Origin of the sequence: Mangrovicoccus ximenensis (assembly GCF_003056725.1) — a bacterium.
Taxonomy (GTDB): Bacteria; Pseudomonadota; Alphaproteobacteria; order Rhodobacterales; family Rhodobacteraceae; genus Mangrovicoccus; species Mangrovicoccus ximenensis.
The window spans coordinates 332267-352299 of record NZ_QBKZ01000014.1; the positions used below are offsets into that span (position 1 = coordinate 332267).

Here is a 20033-nt window from a genome sequence, read left to right on the forward strand (position 1 = left end):
CCAGCATTGCGCCGGGCCGGGCGCCGGAGGTTGTGCTTCCGCCAGGCGGGCTGGAGCGGAGCGTGGCGCAGATGTTCGCCTTGTCGGGACTGCCCGCAACGGCGGACGGATACGCGGCCGCGGCGCAGCCGCCGATGCAGAGCCGTGGCCTCTCCGGCAGCGGCTTCCAGGTCTCGGCCGAAGGGGCGGTGCTGACCAATGCGCATGTGGTGGAAGGCTGCCGCCGCATCGAGGTGCACGGCCATGCCGCGGTGGTCCGGGTGGTGGATGCCCTGGCTGACCTCGCGGTTCTGGATGTCCCGGAACTCGCAGGACAGGGCGTCGCGGTTTTCGCGAATGGCCCTGCCAAGCTCAATGCTGACATACGGTATCTGGATACCTGTTCGCCGGAATTCTAGGAGGACTGAACGTGACCCGGGGCGCCGTGACTTCGATGACCGGCCTGCGCGGCGACCGGCGGGAAATGCAGATTTCGGCCCCGGCGCAATCGGGAAATTCCGGCGGCCCGGCGCTTGGCGCGCGCGGCGAGGTGCTGGGGGTGGTTGTCGCCAAGCTCGACGCGGCGGCGGTCGCTGCCGACACTGGCGACCTGCCGCAGAACGTCAATTTTGAGATCCGGGGCGAGGTCGCCAGGTAGTTTCTGCCGCAGTCGGGGATTGCGCCTGTCAGAGCGCCGGATCGCGCGCCGCTCGGCAGCGAGGCGCTGGGGCAGGAGGCGGAGCGGATCACCCGCTTCGTCGCCTGCCGTTGATGGGAGTCAGAGCCCGGCGGCGCGGGTCAGGTTGACCCGGAAGCGGTCGCGCTTGCGCTGGTAGCGGCGGGTCATCTCGATGCTGGCATGGCCGAGCTGGCGCTGGATGTCGCGGTCGGCGGCCTCGGCATGGCTGGCAAGGCCCGCGCGCAGCGAATGCCCCGAGAACAGTGCCGCACGTTCGGCTTCGGACAGTTCCGGCCGCAGCCCCGCCGCGAGCGCCGAGGCTTTCACCAGACGCGCGACATGGCGGTCGTTCAGGCGGCCGTCCATGGCCCTCCGCCCGTCGCGCGAGACCCGGCGGAACAGCGCCCCATGGCTGATCCGGGACAGCTCCAGCCAGCGCTCCAGCGCCACTACGGGGCAGCTGCGCTCGGTGGTGCCTCGGCCGATCTCGACCTCGCGCCAGCCGGTCTTGCCGCGCAGCACGAGGAGCGCGCCTTGCTCCTCGGTCTCGACCCAGCCTGTGCCGTCCTCGGTATCGTCGCGGTTCAGGTCGAGCCCGGTCAGCTCGGAGCGGCGCAGCGCGCCCGCGAAGCCGAGGAGCAGCATCGCCCGGTCGCGGAAGCCGCGCAGGTCGGCTGCCGGACCCGGCAGGCGGATCGGCCATGCAATCTGCTGGGCCCGGCGCATTGCCGCGATGGGCCGGGCATCCCTTGGGCCGCCGAAGGCTGGGAGGCAGCGCCTTGCCCCGCGGTCCCGCCCCCGCCCCGCAATCCGCGGGGAAACCCCGCCCCCCGGAGACCATCCCGGCAAATCCATCCGCACGTGCACCGACCTCTCCGTCCGGCGGAGGTCCGTTGGCGATCCGGGCAGATGTCGGTCCGACTGTCCCTGCCGAATGGAGGGCGCGCTGCACGGCTGGCTTCCGGTCCCTGCGCAATCCCGGCTCAGGCGCGGGGCACGCGGCCCCGACAAAGCAGCGGGCGTGACGTTTCCGCTCCCGGGCCTTCTCCGGCAGCCGGATTGCGCCCGCACTGCTTGAGGCCGCGTTCCGGGACCTGTCCGGGCAGTCACGACCGGCAGGCCAGTCTGGGCGGCCGAGGGTTTGCGGTTCGGCACGCTTGCCTTCCAGTCTGCCGGATGGCGTGCGATGCAGGAGCTTTCGCGGGGAGCACAGGGACATGGGGGCGCCGCGGCACCGCAATGGCCCGATGGCGGCAGGATAGCTCCGGCCCATGGCGGTCCGGCCGCCGTCGATTCCGGTCCGGTGCCGAAGGCGCCCCGCAACAGGGCTTTGCCGCCCCGGACCTCGGGCCGGAGGGCGGCTCCGCCCGGCGCGACGAGCACGGAGGTGCCGTCGCGGAACAGGAGATCCAGGGTCCGCGATTCCGCCACGTAGCTCCGGGCCGGTCCCTCCGCGGCGATCGCGTGCCGGGGCTCTGCCGCGGCGACGCCCGGGGCGGACGTTCCGGCCAGCAGCCAGAGGCCTGCGACGATCGTTGCGCTGCGCATGGGAGTTCTCCCTTCAGAAACGGTGTTCCACCCTGAGCTCCGCCGTCCCGTCCTCGTAGTCCCGGATGGCGAAGTTGGAATTGTTGTCGTACCAGCCGAGCCCGGCGGTCAGGTCCAGCCGCTCCCCGACCGGAATGGAAAGCTCCGCCCGGATCTGGGTGCGCTTGTCCTTCTGCGAGGTATCGAGGTCGATCGCGGTGTCCAGATCGTCATAGTCGACAACCGAATAGGCAGCGAAAAGCCGGGCTTCCCAAGGGCCGTGCGCGCTCATCCTCCCGGCGTCGAACAGCCGGCGGATCTGCAGCCAGGCGCCGCGCTCGCGATAGGCCTCGTACTCCTCGGCGGCTCCCTTGCGCCTCCCGAAGACTTCTGCCGAGACCTGCAGGCGGGTGCCGATGTCGCGGACGACGCCCAGATAGAGCCCGGAGAGCAGCCCGTCACGGTTGTCATTCGACGGCGCGTCCGGGGTGTCGCGGAAGTCCTGCCGCTTTGCCGTGAGCCCGGCGCGCAGCAGCGTCCTGCGGCCGCTGCGCCATGTGCCTTCGACGGCGAGACCGGCCTCCGCAAGATAGTCGTCGCCGCCGCGGGTCAGGCAGGCGAGCGGCAGCGAGACCGTCACCTGCGCCGGCGCCCCCGCGACATGGGAGAGGTCGAAGGCCAGGCCGGGGGACAGCCCGGCATAGCCGATGTCGAGCGAGGACTGCTCGCGGTAGCGCTCGAAATGGAGCGTGCCGGGCAGCACGAAACGATGCCCGGCCTGCAGACCCAGATCGGCGCTGATCCCGCCCGAGAGGGACAGGACCAGGGCGGTATCGGGATGCCCGGTATCCTCGCTGCGCAGCCGCCCCTCGACCTCGCCGGTGCTGGTCACGAACTGCACCGTGCCGTCCGGTCCCGAATTGGCGTTGGTGTGGTGCTGCAGCCCGAGGCTGGCCGTGCCCCAGCGGTCCCAGACGGATTGCGCCTGTCCGGCCTCGGCGATCAGCGCCATCCCCTTGCCGCGGATTTCCGGCGGCACGTCCGGATCGGCCAGCGCATCGCGCAGGTAGATCGTGGCGAGGCCCGCATTGCCGCCGCGCAGATGCAGCAGGCCGAGCTCGAAGCGGATGTTGGACAGGCCGGGGCGGGTGGCAAGAAGGCGCTCTAGGGCCGCGGCAACGGCGTCGAGGTCGCCGGCATCGGCGGCGGCCCGGCCATAGCGGAACATCGCGGCCGGATCGTCCGGCCGGTCGAGCATGCCGGCAAGCGCCGCTCCGGGAGCCTGCTGCGCCCCGGCCTGCTGGCCCCGGACGGCACCGAGAAGCAGGACCGGGAGGCCCATGGAGATCCGCATTCCACAACCTTTGCGCAATATATATTCGCTTGCGCAACCTCAGGGTCTAGCCTTGTTGCCTTTGCGTTAAATCAGCAGGTATGCTGCGCGGTCCGGTGCCGCCCCGGACCAGGAAGAACGGGGCCCAGGCAAAGGGATGGGCCAGCAATTCCGGCTGGTCCGGTTGCAGGAACTGCAGCATCGCCGCCTGCATCCGGCGCGGCAGTTCCCTGTCGCCGGGCAGGCCGGTGCCGCCGAGAAACTGCCGGTAGAACTGGCCCGAGGGGACCGGCGGCACGTCCCAGTGCGACACGGCCAGGGTGGAGCTGCCCGCGCGGAAGAAGGCCTCGGCCAGGCCCGAGAGGGCAGGGGCGCCGGGCAGGCCGGAGGAGGCGCCGGTATTGCACGCCGAGGGCACGACGAGCCTGGCGCCGATCTCCATGGCGGCGATCTCGCTGGCCTTCAGGTAGCCGTCATCGCCGCGCACCGCCGGTCCGTTCCGCGGCAGGGACGCCTGGCGCGCCGCCCGTTTCGGGGCCGCGCGATGACGGCGTGCGCGGACGCGTGGGCGACGCTGGTCTGGGTAGCGCCAGGTTTGGAAAGGCGCGCAACGGCCTGCTCCTTGAACGCGGCGGTGAAGTGGCGGCGGGGCTGTCTGCTCATGTGCGATTCCTTGTTCCCGAGAGTACTGCAACTCCCAGTCCGGAATCCGGGGGCAAGGTCAGTCGGGACGGGGCAGAAGCTCCGGTCCCCGCGCCGCTTGTCCCGTTGCCCTGCGGCCCCGCCACAGCCGGAGCCCCGGCAGCCGGCAGAGCAGCGCGGGATTGGCAGGAGTCCGGGGATTGCGTGACCTGCGGGCGGGCCGAAGCGCCGGAACGGGCGGGCTGCGCCGAGGCTGCGGACGCCCTCCGCCGAAGCCAGGTGCCCGAAGGCCTGCGCGCGCTCCGCCGTGGCGGAAGCCTGCCAGCCGATGGCCGTGGCGCCGGGACCGAAGGTTTCGCTTTCGCCGCCGAGGCTGGTGGTCGAGGGACCTCTCGCCGCCGCCTTGTCGCCGATGGCAATCGCGTCGGTTCCGTTCGCCCGGGTGCCCAGGCCCACGGCAATCGCATGGCTGGATTGTGCCATGGCATGGGCGCCGAGGGCGATGCCGAAGGCGCCCTGCGCCTGGGCGAACACCCCGAAGGCCTGGCCATAATTGGCATCCGCCTGGGCATTCAGGCCGAATGCCATCGCGGAGAAGCCGTCAGCCTCTGCCGAGCTGCCGAGGCTGATGGCGTGCCGCCCCGCGCTGGCTGCCATGTCGCCGATGGCAACCGTGCCGACGCCCGCGGTTTCGGCCATGTTGCCGATGGCGAGGGAGTTCGAGCCGACAGCACGCGCCTCGTTGCCGATCGCGGTGCTGCCGCCGGATACCGCCTGGGCCGCTTCGCCCACCGCCAGGCTGCGCACGCCCTCGGCAGAAGCCAGATGCCCGAAGGCCTGAGCCCGCTCCGCCGTGGCGGAGGATTGCCAGCCCACGGCCGTCGCACCGGGACCTTCGGCGACAGATTCGCCCCCGATTGCCGTGGTCGAGGGGCCCGAGGCCGTCGCGCTGTCGCCGACAGCCAGCGCGTCGGTCCCCTCCGCCATCGCCATTGGCCACGTTTCTCGGCGGTGCGATGGTCTTCGCTGCGGTCATGGTGCTGTCGCTGGGCGCCCGCCCGCGCCGGGGCGTGGCGGGCGGAGGATGACGGCGGGGCGCTAGGCCCCGCGACACGGGATCGGGCTTCCCCGCCGAGACGCCGAAGGCGCGAAGGGGAGGCCTGCAACAGGCGCTGCCGGTTTGCGCCCATGGAATTGCCGGTTTGACGGGAGGAGAGAGAGACTATGGATATGCGGATTGCCCTGCTTTGCGGGGCGGCTGTTTCGTGCCTTGGGCTGCCTGCGTTCGCGGCCGACACCGATGTGACGATCGTGCTGAACGAGGAACTCGAGACGCTCGAGCCCTGCATGGCGTCGCAGTCGAATATCGGCCGGGTTCTGCTGCAGAACATCTCGGAGACGATGACCGAGCTCGATCCGGCCAACGGCGAGCTGATGCCGCGGCTCGCCACCTCCTGGGAGGAGACCGACGATGCCACCTGGCGGTTCCACCTGCGCGAGGGCGTGGCCTTCTCCGACGGCTCGGCCTTCGATGCCGAGGACGTCAAGCATTCGATCGAGCGGACGCTGTCGGACCAGCTGACCTGCGAGATCGGCGCCAAGTATTTCGGCGGCATGACGATCACGCCGACGGTCGTCGACGCGCACACGATCGACATCTCCTCGGATCCCGCGCAGCCGATCCTGCCGCTTCTGATGTCGACCCTGACCATCGTGCCCGCCGAGGCGCCGATGGAATTCACCCGCGATCCGGTCGGCACCGGCCCCTACGAGCTGACCGAATACAATGTCGGCCAGGACATCATCCTCGCGCGCCGCGACGGCTATTGGGGCGACGCGCCGGCCGTGACGAAGGCGACCTATGTGTTCCGTTCCGACGACGCGGTGCGCGCGGCGATGGTGCAGACCGGCGAAGCCGACATCGCGCCGCTGATCTCGCAGACCGACGCGACCAACAAGGCCACCGACTTCGCCTATCCGAACTCGGAGACCACCTATCTGCGGATCGACTCCAACATTCCGCCGCTCGACGACATCCGCGTGCGCCAGGCGCTGAACATGGCGGTGGACCGCGAGGCCTTCCTCGGCACGCTGATCCCCGAGGATGCGCAGATCGCCACCCACATGACCGTGCCCTCGACGCTGGGCGCGGACGAGGACCTCGCCGTGCCGGCCTATGATCCCGAAGGCGCGAAGAAGCTCCTGGAGGAGGCCAAGGCCGACGGCGTGCCGGTCGACACGGAAATCCTGCTGCTGGGCCGTCTCGGCAACTTCCCGAATGTCACCGAGGTGATGGAGGCGCTGCAGGCGATGTTCGCCGATGCGGGCTTCAACGTGAAGCTGCAGATGGTCGAGGTCGCGGAATGGATCAAGTACTATTCCAAGCCCTTCGCGGCGGGCGAGACCCCGGCGCTGGTCCAGGCGATGCATGACAACAACCGCGGCGACCCGGTCTTCTCGATGTACTTCAAATATGCCTGCGAGGGCCTGCAGTCGGGCATCTGCGACGAGGAGCTCGATGCCGATATCGCTGCCGCCACCGGCACCCCCGGCGACGGCCGCGCCGAGGCCTGGCGCAAGGCCTTCGCCCGCGCCCACGACCTCTCGGCGGACGTGTTCCTGTTCCACATGGTGGGCTTCAGCCGGGTGAGCGAACGGCTCGACTTCACCCCGACCATCGCCACCAATTCCGAGCTGCAGCTGTCGCAGATCGGCTTCAAGTGACCCTGGCGCGGGGGGCGGTGCGCCGCCCCCTGCCTCCCGGACCCCGGAGGACCACTCCATGCAACGCTTCCTCGCGAAACGCGCGGTCTCCAGCGCGGTGTCTCTGATCCTGCTGGTGATCGCCGTCTTCTTCCTGTCGCGGCTGACCGGCGACCCCACCGATCTCTACCTGCCGGTCGATGCCTCGGCCGAGGCCCGGGAGAATTTCCGGGTGCTGCACGGGCTCGACCAGCCGCTGATCTGGCAGTTCCTCGACTATCTGCGCGACCTCGTGCGGCTCGATTTCGGCGACTCGATCCGGCGCGCCCGCCCGGCGCTCGAGGTGGTGACCGAGGCTTTCGCCTGGACGCTGCAGCTGGCGCTGATCACCATGGCGATCGTCTCCGGCGCGGCGATCACGCTGGGCGCGCTGGCCGCCTTCAATCTCGGCGGCATCTTCGACCGGATCGCCACCTTCTTCTCGCTGATCGGCGCCTCGGCTCCGGATTTCTGGGTGGCGATCGTCGCGATCACCGTGTTCTCCGTCGGCCTCGGCTGGCTGCCGACCTCGGGCACGGGCACGGTCTGGCACTGGATCCTGCCGGTCTCGGTGCTGTTCATCCGGCCGTTCGGGCTGATCCTGCAGGTGGTGCGCGGCTCGATGATCACCGCGCTCGGATCGCCCTACGTGAAGACCGCGCGCGCCAAGGGCGCCGGGCCGCGGGCGGTGATCTTCGTCCATGCGCTGCGCAACGCCATGCTGCCGGTGCTGACCGTGATCGGCGACCAGGCGGCGGCGCTGCTGAACGGCGCGGTGGTGGTGGAGACGATCTTCGGCTTCCCGGGCGTCGGCAAGCTGATGATCGACTCGATCCTGCAGCGCGACTTCTCGGTGGTCCTGGCCGCGATCATGGTCACCGCCTTCGCCATCTTCGTCATGAACATCCTGATCGATCTCGCCTATGCGGCGCTCGATCCGCGCATCCGGTATTGAGACCATGGCCATGTCAGACCTCCATCCCGTCTCCGGCTCCCGCCGCGATCCCGGCGCGCCCGGCCCGCTCCTGCGCCTGCTGAAAATGCTCTGGGCCGACAAGCCCGCAACCTGCGCGGCGCTCTTCCTGCTGCTGGTGGTCCTCTGCGCGGTCTTCGGGCCGATGCTGCTCGATGCGGTCGCCTCCAAGCAGAACCTGCGCGGCCGCAACGCGCCGCCCTTCGACCTGTCGCAGCCCTGGGTGATGTGGCTCGGCGGCGACCAGCTGGGCCGGCCGCTGCTGGCGCGGATCGTCACCGCCGCGTCGAACACCATGGCGATCGCCACCGGCGCGGTCCTTGCCTCGATGACCATCGGCACCGCGCTGGGGCTGGCGGCGGGCTGGTCGCGCGGACGGCTCGGCCAGGCGATCCCGCGGCTCGCCGACGTGATCATGTCCTTCCCGTCGCTGCTGCTCGCGGTGATCGTGCTCTACATGCTCGAGCCTTCGGTGGGGAACATCATCCTGGTGCTCGCCATCACCCGCATCCCGGTCTATCTGCGGACCGCCCGCGCCGAGGTGCTGGAGGTGCGCGAGCGGATGTTCGTGCAGGCCGCGATCGTGATGGGCGCCTCGGTGCCGCGGATCGTGTTCCGCCACATCCTGCCGGTGATCCTGCCGACCCTGGTGACCATCGCGACGCTGGATTTCGCCTTCGTGATGCTGGCGGAAAGCGCGCTCAGCTTCCTCGGCATCGGCATCCAGCCGCCCGAGGTGACCTGGGGGCTGATGGTGGCGCAGGGGCGGCCCTACCTGACCACCGCCTGGGGGCTGAGCTTCTGGCCGGGCCTCGCCATCATCCTGACCACTCTGTCCCTGAACCTGCTGTCGAACTGGATGCGCATCGCGCTCGATCCGGCGCAGCGCTGGCGTCTCGAAACCGGAGGCAAGAAGAATGGCTGATCCGCTTCTGGAAATCCGCGACCTGTCGGTGACCTTCGACACGGCGCGCGGCCCGGTCCATGCCGTGAAACATGTCAGCTGGAGCGTCGGGCCGGGCGAAGTGCTGGCGATCCTGGGCGAAAGCGGCTCGGGCAAGTCGGTCAGCTCCTCGGCGGTGCTCGACCTGATCGACATGCCGCCCGGGCGGATCGACAGCGGCGAGATCCTGTTCGAGGGCCGCAACATCCTGGAGATGTCCAAGGCGGAGCGGCGCCGGCTCAACGGGCGGCGGATCGCGATGATCTTCCAGGATCCGCTGAGCCACCTGAACCCGGTCTGGACCGTCGGCTGGCAGGTCGAGGAGACCATGGTGCTGCACGGCACCCCGCGCGCCGAGGCCAAGGCCGAGACGCTCAGGCTGCTGGCCAAGGTCGGCATCCCCGACCCGGCGGCGGCGGCGGAGAAGTACCCGCACCAGTTCTCGGGCGGCCAGCGGCAGCGGCTGATGATCGCCATGGCGCTGGCCTTGAAGCCCGACGTGCTGATCGCCGACGAGCCCACCACCGCGCTCGACGTCACCGTGCAGGCGCAGATCCTCGGGCTCCTCGAGGAGCTGCAGAAAGAGACCGGCATGGCGCTGGTCATCATCACCCATGATCTCGGCGTGGTGGCCGAGATCGCGCAGCGCGTGGTGGTGATGTCGAAAGGCGAGATCGTCGAGGCCGGCAGCGCCGCCGAGGTCTACCGCAACCCGCAGCATCCCTATACCCGGCGCCTGATCGCGGCGGCGCCGGGCAAGGGCGAGATCCGCGCCGAGGCCGAGCCGCCCGCACCGGTGCTGTCGCTGCAGAACGTCTCGAAGAAATACGGCGCCTTCACCGCCCTGCACGGCATCAGCTACCAGCTCGGCGAGGGCGAGACGCTCGCCATCGTCGGCGAAAGCGGCTCGGGCAAGTCCACGACCGCGCGGCTGCTCCTGCGGCTCGAGGAAGCCTCGGGGGGACGCGCGCTCTACCGCGGGCGCGACCTCTTCGCGATGCCGCCGAAGGAGCTGCATGCGATGCGCCGCGACATCCAGATGGTGTTCCAGGACCCGACCCAGAGCCTCAACCCGCGGATGACGGTATTCCAGCTGATCTCGGAGGGCTGGGCGATCCATCCCGGCATCGTCGAGAAATCCCGCTGGAAGGCGCGGGTCGCCGAGCTCCTGCGCGAGGTCGGGCTTTCCGAGGAGCACATGCACCGCCATCCGCACCAGTTCTCCGGCGGGCAGCGCCAGCGCATCGCCATCGCGCGCGCTCTGGCGCTCGAGCCCCGGATCATCGTCTGCGACGAGGCGGTCTCGGCGCTCGACGTGCAGGTCCAGGCGCAGGTGATCGAGCTGCTGGCGCGGCTGCGGGCCAGCCACGGGCTGAGCTACATCTTCATCGCCCATGACCTGCCCGTCGTGCGCGATTTTGCCGACCGGGTGCTGGTGATGCAGGGCGGGCGGATCGTCGAGCAGGGCAGCGTGCAGCAGATCTTCGAGGCGCCGCGCGAAGCCTACACCCGCGCGCTGCTCGCCGCCTCGCTCGATCCCGATCCGGAGGTCCAGGCCCGCCGCCGCGCGGCGCGCAAGCGCGAAGCCGGGGCGGCACCGCCATCGGCCGCATCTGCACCTGCCCCGTCGCATCGCAGCGCGCCAGCGTCACCGGCAGCCCGCCCCGCTCGCTGCGGGCGACGAAATCCTGCAGCAGCTCCGCCGCATCCACCGGCTCCGCCGCCTCCAGCGCATCGCCGCGGGCGAAGGCCAGGAACTCGTTCACCAGCCGCTCCATGTCGGCCACGTCGCGGGTCAGCGCCTCGGTCTCCCCGGTCTCGTCCATCAGCGACAGCTCCAGCCGCATCCGCGTGAGCGGCGTGCGCAGGTCGTGGCTGATCCCCGACAGCATCAGAGTGCGGCTCTCGATCTGCCGTTCGATCCGGTCGCGCATGTCGAGGAAGGCAAGCCCCGCCAGCCGCACCTCGCGCGCGCCCGAGGGCTTGTAGGCGACATGGCGGCCCTTGCCGAAATCCTGTGCCGCCGCCGCCAGCCGGGTAATCGGCTTCAGCTGGTTGCGCAGGAAGAGATAGGCGATCAGCGTCATCAGGAGCCCGGTGAACAGCATCAGCACCAGGAGCTGGTGCGGATTCGACGCCGAGACCCGGCCGCGGTCGAAACGCAGGTCGACATTGCCGTAGCGGCTGGGCACGCGCATGTAGACGCTGCTTTTCGACCGTGTCAGATCCACCACCAGGGTTTCCGGCAGGCCAGCGCGCAGGGCATCGATCACCGGCCCGCCGGAGAGGTCGTACCAGCGGTAGCCCTCCTCGAGCTCGTCCTGCGCCGGAATCGTCACGCGGATGCCGAGCTTCGGGCCGAGGTCGCGCGCCACCAGGCGCGCCGCTTCGGGCGTCGGCGACTGGTTGATCTCGCCCAGCAGGTAATCAAGCTCCAGAAGGACGCTGTCGGTCATCTGCGCCGTCACGTCATCGACATGGCGCTGGATGAAGACGATGGAGACCACCAGCTGCAGGATCACCACCGGCAGCAGGAGGATGAGGGTCGCGCGCCAGGTCAGGCTCTGCGGCAGATAGGGTTTGATGCTCAGGCCGGTCATGGCCTAGCCGTAAAGCGTTTCGGTCCGGCGGTGAATCACCTTTCGCCGGCCGGCCCCGAAGTTTTCGCCGCGGCGGAGGATGCCTGCTATCCCGCGGCGGAGACGAAACGCTCTTGCAGCAGCACCGGCGGCGCAACGCCGCGCAACGCGGAGGCCCGCCACGCCATGACGGCAGCAGACAAGTTCGACCCGGTTCCGGGCCAAGCCGAGCAGATCGCCCCCGGCCTGCGGCGCGTGCTGGCGCCGAACCCCTCGCCGATGACCTATCGCGGCACCAATACCTATCTGCTGGGGCAGCGCGGGCGGGTGCTGATCGACCCCGGCCCCGACGATCCCGCGCATCTCGCCGCGCTGCTCGCCGCGATCGGCGGCAACACGCTCCAGGCCATCCTGGTCACCCACAGCCACCGCGACCATAGCGGGCTGGCCCCCGCCGGGAAACCCGATGGACACCGGAAGCGACACCGTCCCCCCGGACACGATCCGAGATCGACTCCAACGCAATCCTCCATCGCGCAACGCAGCGCGGAGGCCCGTCCGGAACATCGGGAAGGCGATGCCGCCGGAGAGGTTTGCGGAACACGGCCGGCCCGGCTCCGTCCAGCCCCGCGAGGCTGCAGTCTAAGCTTGCCCCGATAGCTCCCAAACCGTTGATGTCCATCAGATGCTCCTCTCTCCGCCCATGCCCGCGAGGATGGCCGCAGGTCGGCGGGAAGGCAGGTCATCCCGGTAGCGCAGGACCGGACGGCAAGCGCCCGGCCATCGCGGCGCCACCAATCCGGGCGCAACCGCGGATGATCCGGGTATCGGCGGTTTGGCGGCCAGGAAGGCGCGGCACGATACGTCCGCCGAAGTGCTCGGCGCGGCTACAGGCCAGCCGACCCGTTTCTTCCGGAATGCTCCGCTCGGACAGCGCCTTGCCCGCCGGACTCCTTTGCGTGCGATGCCCGCAGGGCTGCCGGACGTCCAAGCGCAGCAAGTCCAGCGGATGGGCACGAACAGCGCGGCGCCGTTCCGGAGGATCGCGGCATGGCTTCGCCGGGTGCCGCATGCGGCGCCGGCAGCAATTCGGGGCACTGCGGAAGCGGGAAACTGTCCGCACCGGTCACACTCAAGAATGCTCGCCACCGGACCGGCGCGCCGTGCGATAGCGGCAGGTATCAAGCGTCAGCATGGGCTGGCCAAACCCGCAGTCCTCCGGAACCGGCTCCCACTGACCGATATCGGCGACACGCCCGGCACGCTCGGCGCCGCATGGGACTTCCGCCGGCGTGATCACCCAGCCCGGTCACGGCATGGGGCAGACCGGCTTGCCCGAGGCACCGTCGCGCCATCGGTCGCCCTGCGGCTTGCACCGTTGCACCTGTCCGGCCAAGCGGCGCCCCCCTCGGCCAGCTCCCGGTTTCCGCCATCAGCCAAACGGTGCCGATCCACAGCTCCCCGCCTGAACCGCCCCCCCTCAGGCTTGCTCCGCCATCAACCGCTGGGGCGGCGGCGATCCGGCGACGGACGTCAAGGCGCATGCGGTCGATGCCGATGCTGGAGGGGCCGCGGGAAACGGGATCTCGATATGGACCCAAGTCCCGCCGCCCGACGGACGTCACCTGCCGGGTCTTCCCGCCAAACCGGCATTCGCCGCCTGGCCCAGTTCCCGCGAAGCCGCGCCGCGATGTGAAGCAGCGGCGGCTGCCCCGGTGCAGGACATCAATGATGATAGGAAAGCTGCATCCGAAATCCGCGATCGCGCAATCGGTATCCGACCCGCGGCCCTGCGAAAAATCCGGCCGGGCCTCCCCTCCCGACCGGAATTCGAAGCCAGCCGCACCGCGGAGGCCTCCCCTCCCCCGCGGATGCGGCCGACCGTCCATGAAGGTGCGGCGCGGCGGACCGAAATCAGCCCTTCGCACTCTCCAGGTATTCGCGCTCCATCCGGTCCCGCGCAGCGGCGCGGCGGCCATGCATGGCCGGCGTTCCCTTCAGGAGCTTCATCCGGGCATAGAGCCCGAGCGCCGCTCCGGCAAGGCATATGACCGCCTCATGCGGCGCGAACAGCTTGTCGCCGAACAGAGCCGCCAGTATCGCGAGCCCGTAGGCCCAGAAGCCGGTAAAACCGATCACGCAGACAAGGGCCCAGAGCTTCTTCATCTCTCTCCTCCCGGCCGGTCGCCCAAGTTGCTGCAAAGCAGCGACAAATTGCTTCACTTGAGCGTCACGTTGCCGCAGAGCACCCTAACCCGACTCGGGGGGGATGCGTCAAGCGCATATCTGCCATGTATCATATGTTCCACCGCGGTCGGCGCAGCGGCCCCGCCCAGCTCAATGCTCCCACCAGCCCCGGGCGAAATGCGAGCCGACGATGAGGCCGAATGAAATCCAGTAGAACGCGAAATAGAGCGTCGCGCCCTTGAGGAACCGCAGCGACAGCCGGGCCACCGGATCTTCCTCGGCACGCTCCCGGAGCGCAGCCTTGTACTCGGCCAGGCTGTCGATCTCCAGCATGTGGGAATACAGCAGCGCCCGGTAATAGAGGTAGAAAACCAGCGGGAAGCCGATCGCCAGCCCGATATAGGCCAGCGCATACATCCGGTCGACTTCCTGGACCATCGCCATATTCCCCTGCTTGTCCCTGCACCGTCACGGCGCCGCAGGATGCTAGCGGGCATATCTTTAGGCAAGGTCAACGCCGCAAGGCGGGTTGCGCGGCCGGCGGACGGCCGCGGCAGGGGTCACATCAGGTCGTCTTCGGCATCGGTGGCCGAGATGCCCATCGCCTCGAGCCCGTCCTCGAGATAGCCGGAGAGCTGCGGCATCCCCGACAGGTAGTCGGCGGTCGGCACGCGCGCCTCCTCGCGCGCGGTCTGCATGGCTTCGTCCCATTCCTCGGGCGCGAAGCTTTCCCGTCCGACCCAGGCGAGCGCGACCAGCGCCAGCGCGTCGTCCTCGTTCATCCCCTGGATGAAAGACGACAGCTCCGCCCGCGCCGTGGAATCTCCGCTGTCCTCGGCTTCCCGCGCCAGCAGGATCACCTGGGCCACGATGTCGGCATGGATTTCGGGCATTTTCGCCTCCTTGGTGAGTCACAGCCACACGATTGCGCGAATCGAGGGGCGAAGAAAAGGACATAGATCAGATCCGGCAGCCCGCGGCTCAGCCCGCCTTGGCCGCGAAGAGACGCGTCCAGAGCGCGTCGGGCAGCGCCCGCCCCAGCCGGAAGAGCAGGGAGAACCCGCGCGGAAAGTCCCGGCGGAACCCGCCACGCTTCATGTGGCGCAGAACGATGGCGGCAGCCTGCTCGGGCTCCATGATGAAGGGCATCGCGAACTTGTTCTTGTCCGTCAGGCGGGTGCGGATGAAGCCGGGATTGGCCAGCTGCACCTTCACCCCGGTTCCGGCAAGGTCGCAGGCCATGCATTCGGCAAGCGACATGACGCCGGCTTTCGACGCGGTGTAGCCGATCGAGCCCGGCAGGCCGCGATAGCCGGTGAGCGAGCCGGTCAGCAGCACATGCCCCCGCCCGCGCTTGACCATGCCCGGCACCACCTCGCCCAGCACCCGCAGCGCGCCCGCGAAATTGACGTCGGCCATTGCCGCCGCGTGATCCGCGTCCCAGCCGGTGGCCGGCATCGGCCAGTAGACCCCGGCGACATAGACCACACCGTCGACCTCGCCGATCTCCGCCGCCGCCTGCCGGACCGGAGAGGCCTTCGAGCCGGACCGCCATGATGCCGGGCGCCAGCTCCATGTCGCGGCCCGCAGGCACGGGCAGGGCGGGCAGGGGCTCGGCAGTTTCCGCGCCGCCCGAGATGCGGAAGCCGACGATCTGCGCCTCCTCCGCGATCTCCGCGCGCGCGCCGGACAGGATGACCGGCGCGTCGCCGAGGTTGTGCAGCACCATGAAGACATCCGCGCTGCCGCCGCCGGTGGCGCGGGTCCAGGCATGTTCCACCGCGAACTCGCCGAGGGCGAAAGCGTGCTGCTCTTCCGCGTCGGCATGGGCATGCGGCTCGCCAGCTTGCGCAGGACCGGAGAGCAGGAGGAACAGGGCGAGCAGGGCGCGGATCATCGGAGGGTCCTTCGGGGTCAGGCGCGCAGCCCCTCGGCGACCGGCTGGCGCAGGACGACGAGGGCGGGAAGCAGCGAAAGCAGGCTGGTCGCGGCGAGGAACCCCGCCGCGAGATGGATTTCCGGCCAGGTGATCGTGGCTTCGACCAGCATGTCGGTGCGCAGCGTCACGATCCGCGACAGCGCCGCGGCCGCGGCATAGCCCGCCGCGATCCCCGCCGCCGTGCCCGCGCAGAGCAGCGTGGCGCCATAGCTCCAGATCACCGCCATGACGAAGCGGGCCGGGGCGCCGAGCGCGCGCAGCATCGCGGTCTGGCGCTGGAACAGCCGGGTCAGGATGAAAAGCCCCAGCAGCACCGAGGCGGCAACGAGGATCTGGGTGACGGCGGACATCAGCGACATCGCCTGGCGCAGGTCGCCCATCACCCGGTAGAGCTCCGAGAGGACGGTGCCCGGGAAGAAGGCCATGGTCTCGGCATCGCGGGTGAATTCCGAGCGCAGCGCGTAATTCGCCCAGAGCGCCTCGGCCTTGACCAGCACGGCCGGCGTGCCGGGGAAATAGTCCGGATCGAAGGGCGGGCCGATCTGGTCAGCGCGCTCGGGCGCATGGCCGTTGGCGAGGCCGTGGACCTCCCAGACCGCCTCGACCGGGATCAGCAGCGCCCGGTCCCAGGGCGTGCCCGAGCGCGGCAGCAGGCCGGTGACGGTGAAGCCTTGGCCCTCATGGGCATGGGCATCCGCCCCGGCGCCCGCGCCATGGGCCGGGGTGAAGCTGTCGCCGATCGCCAGCCCGCTCGCGGCGCCGGCGATCGCTTCGGAATGGTGCTGCCAGATGCGGCCCTCGAGCCGGCCGTCGCCCAGATGGGTGACGAAATCGGCGGTGGTGCCGACAACGGGGCTTTCGCCGTAGCTGTCGCCGAAGGCCAGCGGCGCGGCGATGTCGACATTCTCGTGACGGGCGATCTCGTCGTAGATCCGGCCGCCGAGCAGCGGCACGTCCGAGGGCTGAAGGAAGACGGTCGCCAGCATCATCGTCATCTCGCTGCCCGGCGCCGAGACCACGAGGTCGAACTTGTCGGCGGCCAGCGCCATGCCGCGGCGCAGCCCGCGCTCCTGCGCGATCACGCCGATGCCCATGCCGACCGAGACGGCGATCAGCAGCACGAAGATAAGGTTGGCCCAGCGGAACCGGAACAGCACGGCGCGCACCAAGGGCAGCGGCGCAAATCCCCGCAGCAGCACGGCGGCGCAGACGGCCAGCGGCGACAGAAGCGCGAGCGTGACCAGGATGTCCTGCGCCAGGGCGGGCAGCGAGGCCCAGAGATCAGACATGGAGATCCTCCGCGATCCGCCCGTCGGTCACGGTGACGATCCGGTCCATCCGCTCCAGGAGATGCGGGTCGTGGCTGACGGCGATCAGCGTGCGCCCGGAGGCGCGGGAAATGCGGGTCAGGTCGCCGATCAGCCGGTCGGCGGCGGCGCGGTCGAGGCTGGCGGTCGGCTCGTCGGCCAGCAGGACCGGCGCATCGGCGAGCGGGCCGGCGTGCCGCGGGCCGCCTCGGCAAAGCGCGCGCCCATCGCGGCATTCCGCCGGGCCGCCGCCTGGTCCAGGTCATGGAGCCGGACCTCTGCCGCAAGCCGTGTGTCATGGGCGAGATCGGTCATCAGCTTCGGCGCCCAGTTCAGCGAGCCGCCGCCGACATAGGCGATCCGGACGGGAATTCTGTCTTCGGAATGTGTCATGATGATGGTCTGCGGCCGCACGGATCCGTGCCCCGGCCGAACCGTGGCCGGGCGACCGGTGCGCCGGAAGCTCCTCCCTTGCGCCGGGCTCCCCCGCCCGGACTCATGGTTATGATTCCATGAATCCAGGTTAGTCCGGGTTGCAGCGCAGGGGACATGCCGGGTATGGGATAAAAAGATGGAGAAAACCGAACATTTCCCGCTTTCGCTGATGCCGATGCGCTCCCTGTCGCTCCGGCTCGCCCGCTCGGCGATCAAGATGCGCCACAATGCCCGCTGGCGCATCGACAAGCTGAACCCGGTCCATGACCTCGTGATGCCGCTGACCGGGCGCGGCCGCTATTGGGTCGGCGAAGAGGAATTCACGCTCGAGCCGGGCGAGGCGATGCTGATCCCGGCCTATACCCGCTTCCGCGGGCGGCATGATTGCGGCGGGGACGAATTCACCGGCGTGGCGCAGCATTTCATGCTGGACCTGTTCGGCCGCGGCGATGTCATTTCCCAGATGAAGCTGGCGAAGAAAGCCCGGTTCCCGGACTGGGCCTCGCTCGAACCGCTGGTGCGCCACTACCGCGAGTCGACCTCGCGGGCGAACACGACGCTCAGCCAGCACCACGCCTTCATGGTGCTGCTGCTGGCGCATCTGGAGGCCGCCTTCGAAGGCTGGCAGACCCGCGACAGCACCCCCGAGAGCCAGGACCAGCTGTCGCTGCACATCATGTTCGTGGCCTCGCGGCTGAGCTCGGATCCCCTGGGCGCGGGCGTCGAGGATGCGCTCGCAAGCGTGCCCTACAACCCGGATTATTTCCGCCGGGCGTTCCGCGACCGGATGGGGATGACGCCAAAAAAATTCCGCGAACTCAAACGGATGGAGTTCGCGGCCAACCGGCTCGGCATGGGGCTTACGGTCAAGGAGGCCGCCCTCGAGCTGGGCTTCTCCGATCCGTATTTCTTCAGCCGGATGTTCAAGCAGTATATCGGCGACAGCCCGTCGAGCTACCGCCTGATGAAGGGCGCGGTGCCGCCACCGGATTCCGGCGACGTGCTCGCGTGATCACATCACCGCGCCGATCTGCCAGGGCAGGAATTCGTTGTCGCCGAGCCCCAGCAGCTCGCTCTTCGTCGCCTGGCCCGAGGCGGTCGCGATCACCATCTCGAGGATCTCCCGGCCCTTTTCCTGCAGGCTGGCACCGCCGCTGACCACGTCCCCGGCATTCAGGTCCATGTCGTCGGGCATCGCCTGGTAGAGCGCATCGTTGGTCGCCACCTTGATGGTCGGCGCGGGCTTCGAGCCGAAGGCCGAGCCGCGCCCGGTGGTGAAGACCAGCACTTGCGCGCCACCCGCGATCTGGCCCGTCGCCGAAACCGGATCGTAGCCCGGCGTATCCATGAAGACGAGGCCCTTGCCGTCGATCCGCTGGCCATAGGCCAGCACGTCGCGAAGGGGGGTCGATCCCGCCTTCGCGACGGCCCCGAGCGACTTCTCGAGAATGGTGGTCAGCCCGCCCGCCTTGTTTCCGGGGCTCGGATTGTTGTCCATCGAGCCGCCGTTCATCGCGGTATAGCTTTCCCACCAGCGGATCCGCTCCAGCAATTTCTCGGCGATTTCAGGGCTTTCCGCACGGCGCAGCAACAATTCCTCGGCGCCGAAGATCTCGGGCGTCTCCGACAGCACCACCGTGCCGCCCAGGCCCACCAGCATGTCGCAGGCACGCCGAGCGCCGGATTGGCCGATATGCCGGAATATCCATCAGAGCCGCCGCATTGCAGGGCCAAGGTCAGCTCCGACACCGGGCAGTCCGTCCGCTCCGCCTCGTTCACCTGCGGCAGCATCTCGCGGATCTTCGCGGCGATCAGCCCGACCGTCGCGCGGGTGCCGCCGTTTTCCTGGATGGTCAGCCCGTGGAAGCGCTCGCCGCCGGTGGCGTCGAACATCTGCTTCATCCGGGCGATCTGCATCACCTCGCAGCCGAGGCCGACGAAGATCGCCGCACCGACATTCGGATGCGTGGCATGGCCCCAGAGCACGCGCTGCAGGTTTTCCCAGCCCGGTCCCTCGTTGTTCATGCCGCAGCCGGTGCCATGGGCGAAGGCGACCACGCCGTCGACATTCGGATACTCCGCCAGGATGCCGGAGCGCATCACCTCGTCGGCGGCCTGCTTGATGACGGTCGCCGAGCAGTTCACCGTCGCCACCAGCGCGATCATGTTGCGCGTGCCGACACGGCCGTCCCCGCGGCGGTAGCCGCGGAAGCTGCGCGGCGCCATCTCGGGCACGGCCTTGCGGGCGGCCTCCAGATCGGCGCCGATGCCGTAGTCGCGGCCATGCGCACCGATCTCGCAATTGTGGCTGTGGACATGCTGGCCTTCGGAAATCTCCATGGTCGCATAGCCGATCACCTGCCCGAATTTCCGGATCGGCGCCCCCTTGGCGATGGCGTGGCGCGCCAGCTTGTGGCCGGGCGAGACCGGCGCCTCGAGCGCCGATGGCGGCATCGGCGGCGCGCTTGGTGCGGGCCTGCGCCTTGCGGTTTGCCGCCGTCACCGTGAATTGCAGCGCGGCGATATCGGTGCGGTGCGCCGCCAGGAACGCGGCGGTGACCGGCACCGCCGTCACCTTGCCCGAGCGCGCCTGCACCCGCGCCCAGAGCTCGAAGAAGGGCGCGACCGGCTTCACCCTTCCCTTGGCATCCTTGAAGGCGATCCGTTCGGGGGTCCCGACCGTCAGCGTCATGGGCGGATAGCCGGCCGGAGACGTGGAGACCGGCACGAGCGTCGGAGCGGGCTCCACCATGGTCTGGACCCCGCGA

The 20033-nt window shown here is 69.5% G+C and carries 18 protein-coding genes and 4 pseudogenes; 9 read left to right on the forward strand and 13 right to left on the reverse strand.

Going from position 1 to position 20033, the window contains the following annotated elements:
* Positions 1-71: 71 nt before the first annotated feature.
* Positions 72-398 (forward strand): trypsin-like peptidase domain-containing protein, encoded by a 327-nt coding sequence (locus C7T91_RS15810; RefSeq protein WP_108260062.1) that lies wholly within the window; start codon positions 72-74, stop codon positions 396-398.
* 11 nt (positions 399-409) lie between these two features.
* Positions 410-637 (forward strand): hypothetical protein, encoded by a 228-nt coding sequence (locus tag C7T91_RS15815; RefSeq protein WP_145962903.1) that lies wholly within the window; start codon positions 410-412, stop codon positions 635-637.
* A gap of 120 nt (positions 638-757) precedes the next feature.
* Here the strand turns inward: C7T91_RS15815 and C7T91_RS15820 are convergent, their stop codons facing one another.
* The 4 genes from C7T91_RS15820 to C7T91_RS15835 all read right to left on the reverse strand — a co-directional run bounded on the left by C7T91_RS15820 (position 758) and on the right by C7T91_RS15835 (position 5153).
* Positions 758-1384 carry a tyrosine-type recombinase/integrase gene (locus tag C7T91_RS15820; RefSeq protein ID WP_330848849.1) on the reverse strand — a complete coding sequence of 209 codons (627 nt, stop codon included), beginning with the start codon at positions 1382-1384 and terminating at the stop codon, positions 758-760.
* 835 nt (positions 1385-2219) lie between these two features.
* The gene (locus C7T91_RS15825) at positions 2220-3527 is read right to left on the reverse strand and encodes a surface lipoprotein assembly modifier (protein WP_161555931.1); all 1308 of its coding nucleotides are present in this window, start codon (positions 3525-3527) and stop codon (positions 2220-2222) included.
* Positions 3528-3585: 58 nt separating this feature from the next.
* A complete protein-coding gene (locus C7T91_RS15830; protein WP_201742122.1) occupies positions 3586-4005 on the reverse strand; it encodes a CHAT domain-containing protein in 420 nt (139 codons plus the stop codon).
* The gene (locus tag C7T91_RS15835; RefSeq protein WP_108260067.1) at positions 3981-5153 is read right to left on the reverse strand and encodes a hypothetical protein; all 1173 of its coding nucleotides are present in this window, start codon (positions 5151-5153) and stop codon (positions 3981-3983) included. The genes C7T91_RS15830 and C7T91_RS15835 overlap by 25 nt, the downstream gene beginning before the upstream one ends.
* Before the next feature lie 309 nt (positions 5154-5462).
* Here C7T91_RS15835 and C7T91_RS15840 point away from each other — a divergent pair, with 309 nt between their 5' ends.
* The 4 genes from C7T91_RS15840 to C7T91_RS15855 are packed head-to-tail and all read left to right on the forward strand — an operon-like array spanning position 5463 to position 10673.
* A complete protein-coding gene (locus C7T91_RS15840; RefSeq protein ID WP_236638269.1) occupies positions 5463-6884 on the forward strand; it encodes an ABC transporter substrate-binding protein in 1422 nt (473 codons plus the stop codon).
* A 58-nt stretch (positions 6885-6942) separates the two neighbouring features.
* On the forward strand, positions 6943-7857 hold the full coding sequence (locus C7T91_RS15845; protein WP_108260068.1) for an ABC transporter permease: 915 nt from the start codon (positions 6943-6945) through the stop codon (positions 7855-7857).
* 10 nt (positions 7858-7867) lie between these two features.
* Entirely contained in the window at positions 7868-8800 is a 933-nt protein-coding gene (locus tag C7T91_RS15850; RefSeq protein WP_201742124.1) for an ABC transporter permease, read from the forward strand.
* Positions 8793-10673, forward strand: coding sequence for an ABC transporter ATP-binding protein (locus C7T91_RS15855; protein ID WP_269101691.1), 1881 nt, complete (start codon positions 8793-8795; stop codon positions 10671-10673). Before C7T91_RS15850 ends, C7T91_RS15855 begins: the two co-directional genes overlap by 8 nt.
* Here the strand turns inward: C7T91_RS15855 and C7T91_RS39575 are convergent.
* Positions 10609-11418 (reverse strand): annotated as a pseudogene (locus tag C7T91_RS39575) (histidine kinase dimerization/phospho-acceptor domain-containing protein); the annotation flags it as partial. The gene C7T91_RS15855 and the pseudogene C7T91_RS39575 sit on opposite strands and share 65 nt — an antisense overlap.
* Before the next feature lie 165 nt (positions 11419-11583).
* Between C7T91_RS39575 and C7T91_RS38510 the strand changes: the two are divergent.
* Positions 11584-12057, forward strand: coding sequence for an MBL fold metallo-hydrolase (locus C7T91_RS38510; protein ID WP_108260114.1), 474 nt, complete (start codon positions 11584-11586; stop codon positions 12055-12057).
* A gap of 1254 nt (positions 12058-13311) precedes the next feature.
* On the opposite strand, the gene C7T91_RS15870 is transcribed toward C7T91_RS38510, so the two are convergent.
* The 7 genes and pseudogenes from C7T91_RS15870 to C7T91_RS15900 all read right to left on the reverse strand — a co-directional run bounded on the left by C7T91_RS15870 (position 13312) and on the right by C7T91_RS15900 (position 17223).
* Positions 13312-13563, reverse strand: a complete 252-nt coding sequence (locus C7T91_RS15870) for a hypothetical protein (protein ID WP_108260071.1) — start codon at positions 13561-13563, stop codon at positions 13312-13314.
* Positions 13564-13734: 171 nt separating this feature from the next.
* Positions 13735-14028 (reverse strand): hypothetical protein, encoded by a 294-nt coding sequence (locus tag C7T91_RS15875; RefSeq protein ID WP_108260072.1) that lies wholly within the window; start codon positions 14026-14028, stop codon positions 13735-13737.
* 116 nt (positions 14029-14144) lie between these two features.
* Positions 14145-14477 carry a DUF3775 domain-containing protein gene (locus C7T91_RS15880; protein WP_108260073.1) on the reverse strand — a complete coding sequence of 111 codons (333 nt, stop codon included), beginning with the start codon at positions 14475-14477 and terminating at the stop codon, positions 14145-14147.
* Positions 14478-14565: 88 nt separating this feature from the next.
* A pseudogene (locus C7T91_RS15885) lies at positions 14566-15111 on the reverse strand (SDR family NAD(P)-dependent oxidoreductase); the annotation flags it as partial.
* A 55-nt stretch (positions 15112-15166) separates the two neighbouring features.
* Positions 15167-15481: pseudogene (locus C7T91_RS39580) on the reverse strand (copper chaperone PCu(A)C); the annotation flags it as partial.
* A 17-nt stretch (positions 15482-15498) separates the two neighbouring features.
* Entirely contained in the window at positions 15499-16812 is a 1314-nt protein-coding gene (locus C7T91_RS15890; protein ID WP_108260075.1) for an FtsX-like permease family protein, read from the reverse strand.
* Between the two features lie 129 nt (positions 16813-16941).
* Positions 16942-17223 (reverse strand): family 4 glycosyl hydrolase, encoded by a 282-nt coding sequence (locus C7T91_RS15900; RefSeq protein WP_108260115.1) that lies wholly within the window; start codon positions 17221-17223, stop codon positions 16942-16944.
* A 178-nt stretch (positions 17224-17401) separates the two neighbouring features.
* Between C7T91_RS15900 and C7T91_RS15905 the strand changes: the two genes are divergently transcribed.
* Entirely contained in the window at positions 17402-18277 is an 876-nt protein-coding gene (locus tag C7T91_RS15905) for a helix-turn-helix transcriptional regulator (RefSeq protein WP_108260076.1), read from the forward strand.
* Here C7T91_RS15905 and C7T91_RS15910 read toward each other — a convergent pair.
* Positions 18278-19719: pseudogene (locus C7T91_RS15910) on the reverse strand (UxaA family hydrolase).
* A gap of 101 nt (positions 19720-19820) precedes the next feature.
* Here C7T91_RS15910 and C7T91_RS32645 point away from each other — a divergent pair.
* The gene (locus tag C7T91_RS32645) at positions 19821-19967 is read left to right on the forward strand and encodes a hypothetical protein (protein WP_161555932.1); all 147 of its coding nucleotides are present in this window, start codon (positions 19821-19823) and stop codon (positions 19965-19967) included.
* The last annotated feature ends 66 nt before the right edge of the window (positions 19968-20033 follow it).

Excerpts from the sequence above, each read along its gene's own strand:
- C7T91_RS15905 (WP_108260076.1), top strand. The coding sequence starts at position 17,402 with ATGGAGAAAACCGAACATTTCCCGCTTTCGCTGATGCCGATGCGCTCC.
- C7T91_RS15875 (WP_108260072.1), bottom strand. The coding sequence starts at position 14,028 with ATGGCGATGGTCCAGGAAGTCGACCGGATGTATGCGCTGGCCTATATC.
- C7T91_RS15820 (WP_330848849.1), bottom strand. The coding sequence starts at position 1,384 with ATGCGCCGGGCCCAGCAGATTGCATGGCCGATCCGCCTGCCGGGTCCG.
- C7T91_RS15810 (WP_108260062.1), top strand. The coding sequence starts at position 72 with ATGTTCGCCTTGTCGGGACTGCCCGCAACGGCGGACGGATACGCGGCC.
- C7T91_RS15845 (WP_108260068.1), top strand. The coding sequence starts at position 6,943 with ATGCAACGCTTCCTCGCGAAACGCGCGGTCTCCAGCGCGGTGTCTCTG.
- C7T91_RS15870 (WP_108260071.1), bottom strand. The coding sequence starts at position 13,563 with ATGAAGAAGCTCTGGGCCCTTGTCTGCGTGATCGGTTTTACCGGCTTC.
- C7T91_RS15900 (WP_108260115.1), bottom strand. The coding sequence starts at position 17,223 with ATGACACATTCCGAAGACAGAATTCCCGTCCGGATCGCCTATGTCGGC.
- C7T91_RS15835 (WP_108260067.1), bottom strand. The coding sequence starts at position 5,153 with ATGGCGATGGCGGAGGGGACCGACGCGCTGGCTGTCGGCGACAGCGCG.
- C7T91_RS15825 (WP_161555931.1), bottom strand. The coding sequence starts at position 3,527 with ATGGGCCTCCCGGTCCTGCTTCTCGGTGCCGTCCGGGGCCAGCAGGCC.
- C7T91_RS15890 (WP_108260075.1), bottom strand. The coding sequence starts at position 16,812 with ATGTCTGATCTCTGGGCCTCGCTGCCCGCCCTGGCGCAGGACATCCTG.
- C7T91_RS15855 (WP_269101691.1), top strand. The coding sequence starts at position 8,793 with ATGGCTGATCCGCTTCTGGAAATCCGCGACCTGTCGGTGACCTTCGAC.
- C7T91_RS38510 (WP_108260114.1), top strand. The coding sequence starts at position 11,584 with ATGACGGCAGCAGACAAGTTCGACCCGGTTCCGGGCCAAGCCGAGCAG.
- C7T91_RS15880 (WP_108260073.1), bottom strand. The coding sequence starts at position 14,477 with ATGCCCGAAATCCATGCCGACATCGTGGCCCAGGTGATCCTGCTGGCG.
- C7T91_RS15850 (WP_201742124.1), top strand. The coding sequence starts at position 7,868 with ATGTCAGACCTCCATCCCGTCTCCGGCTCCCGCCGCGATCCCGGCGCG.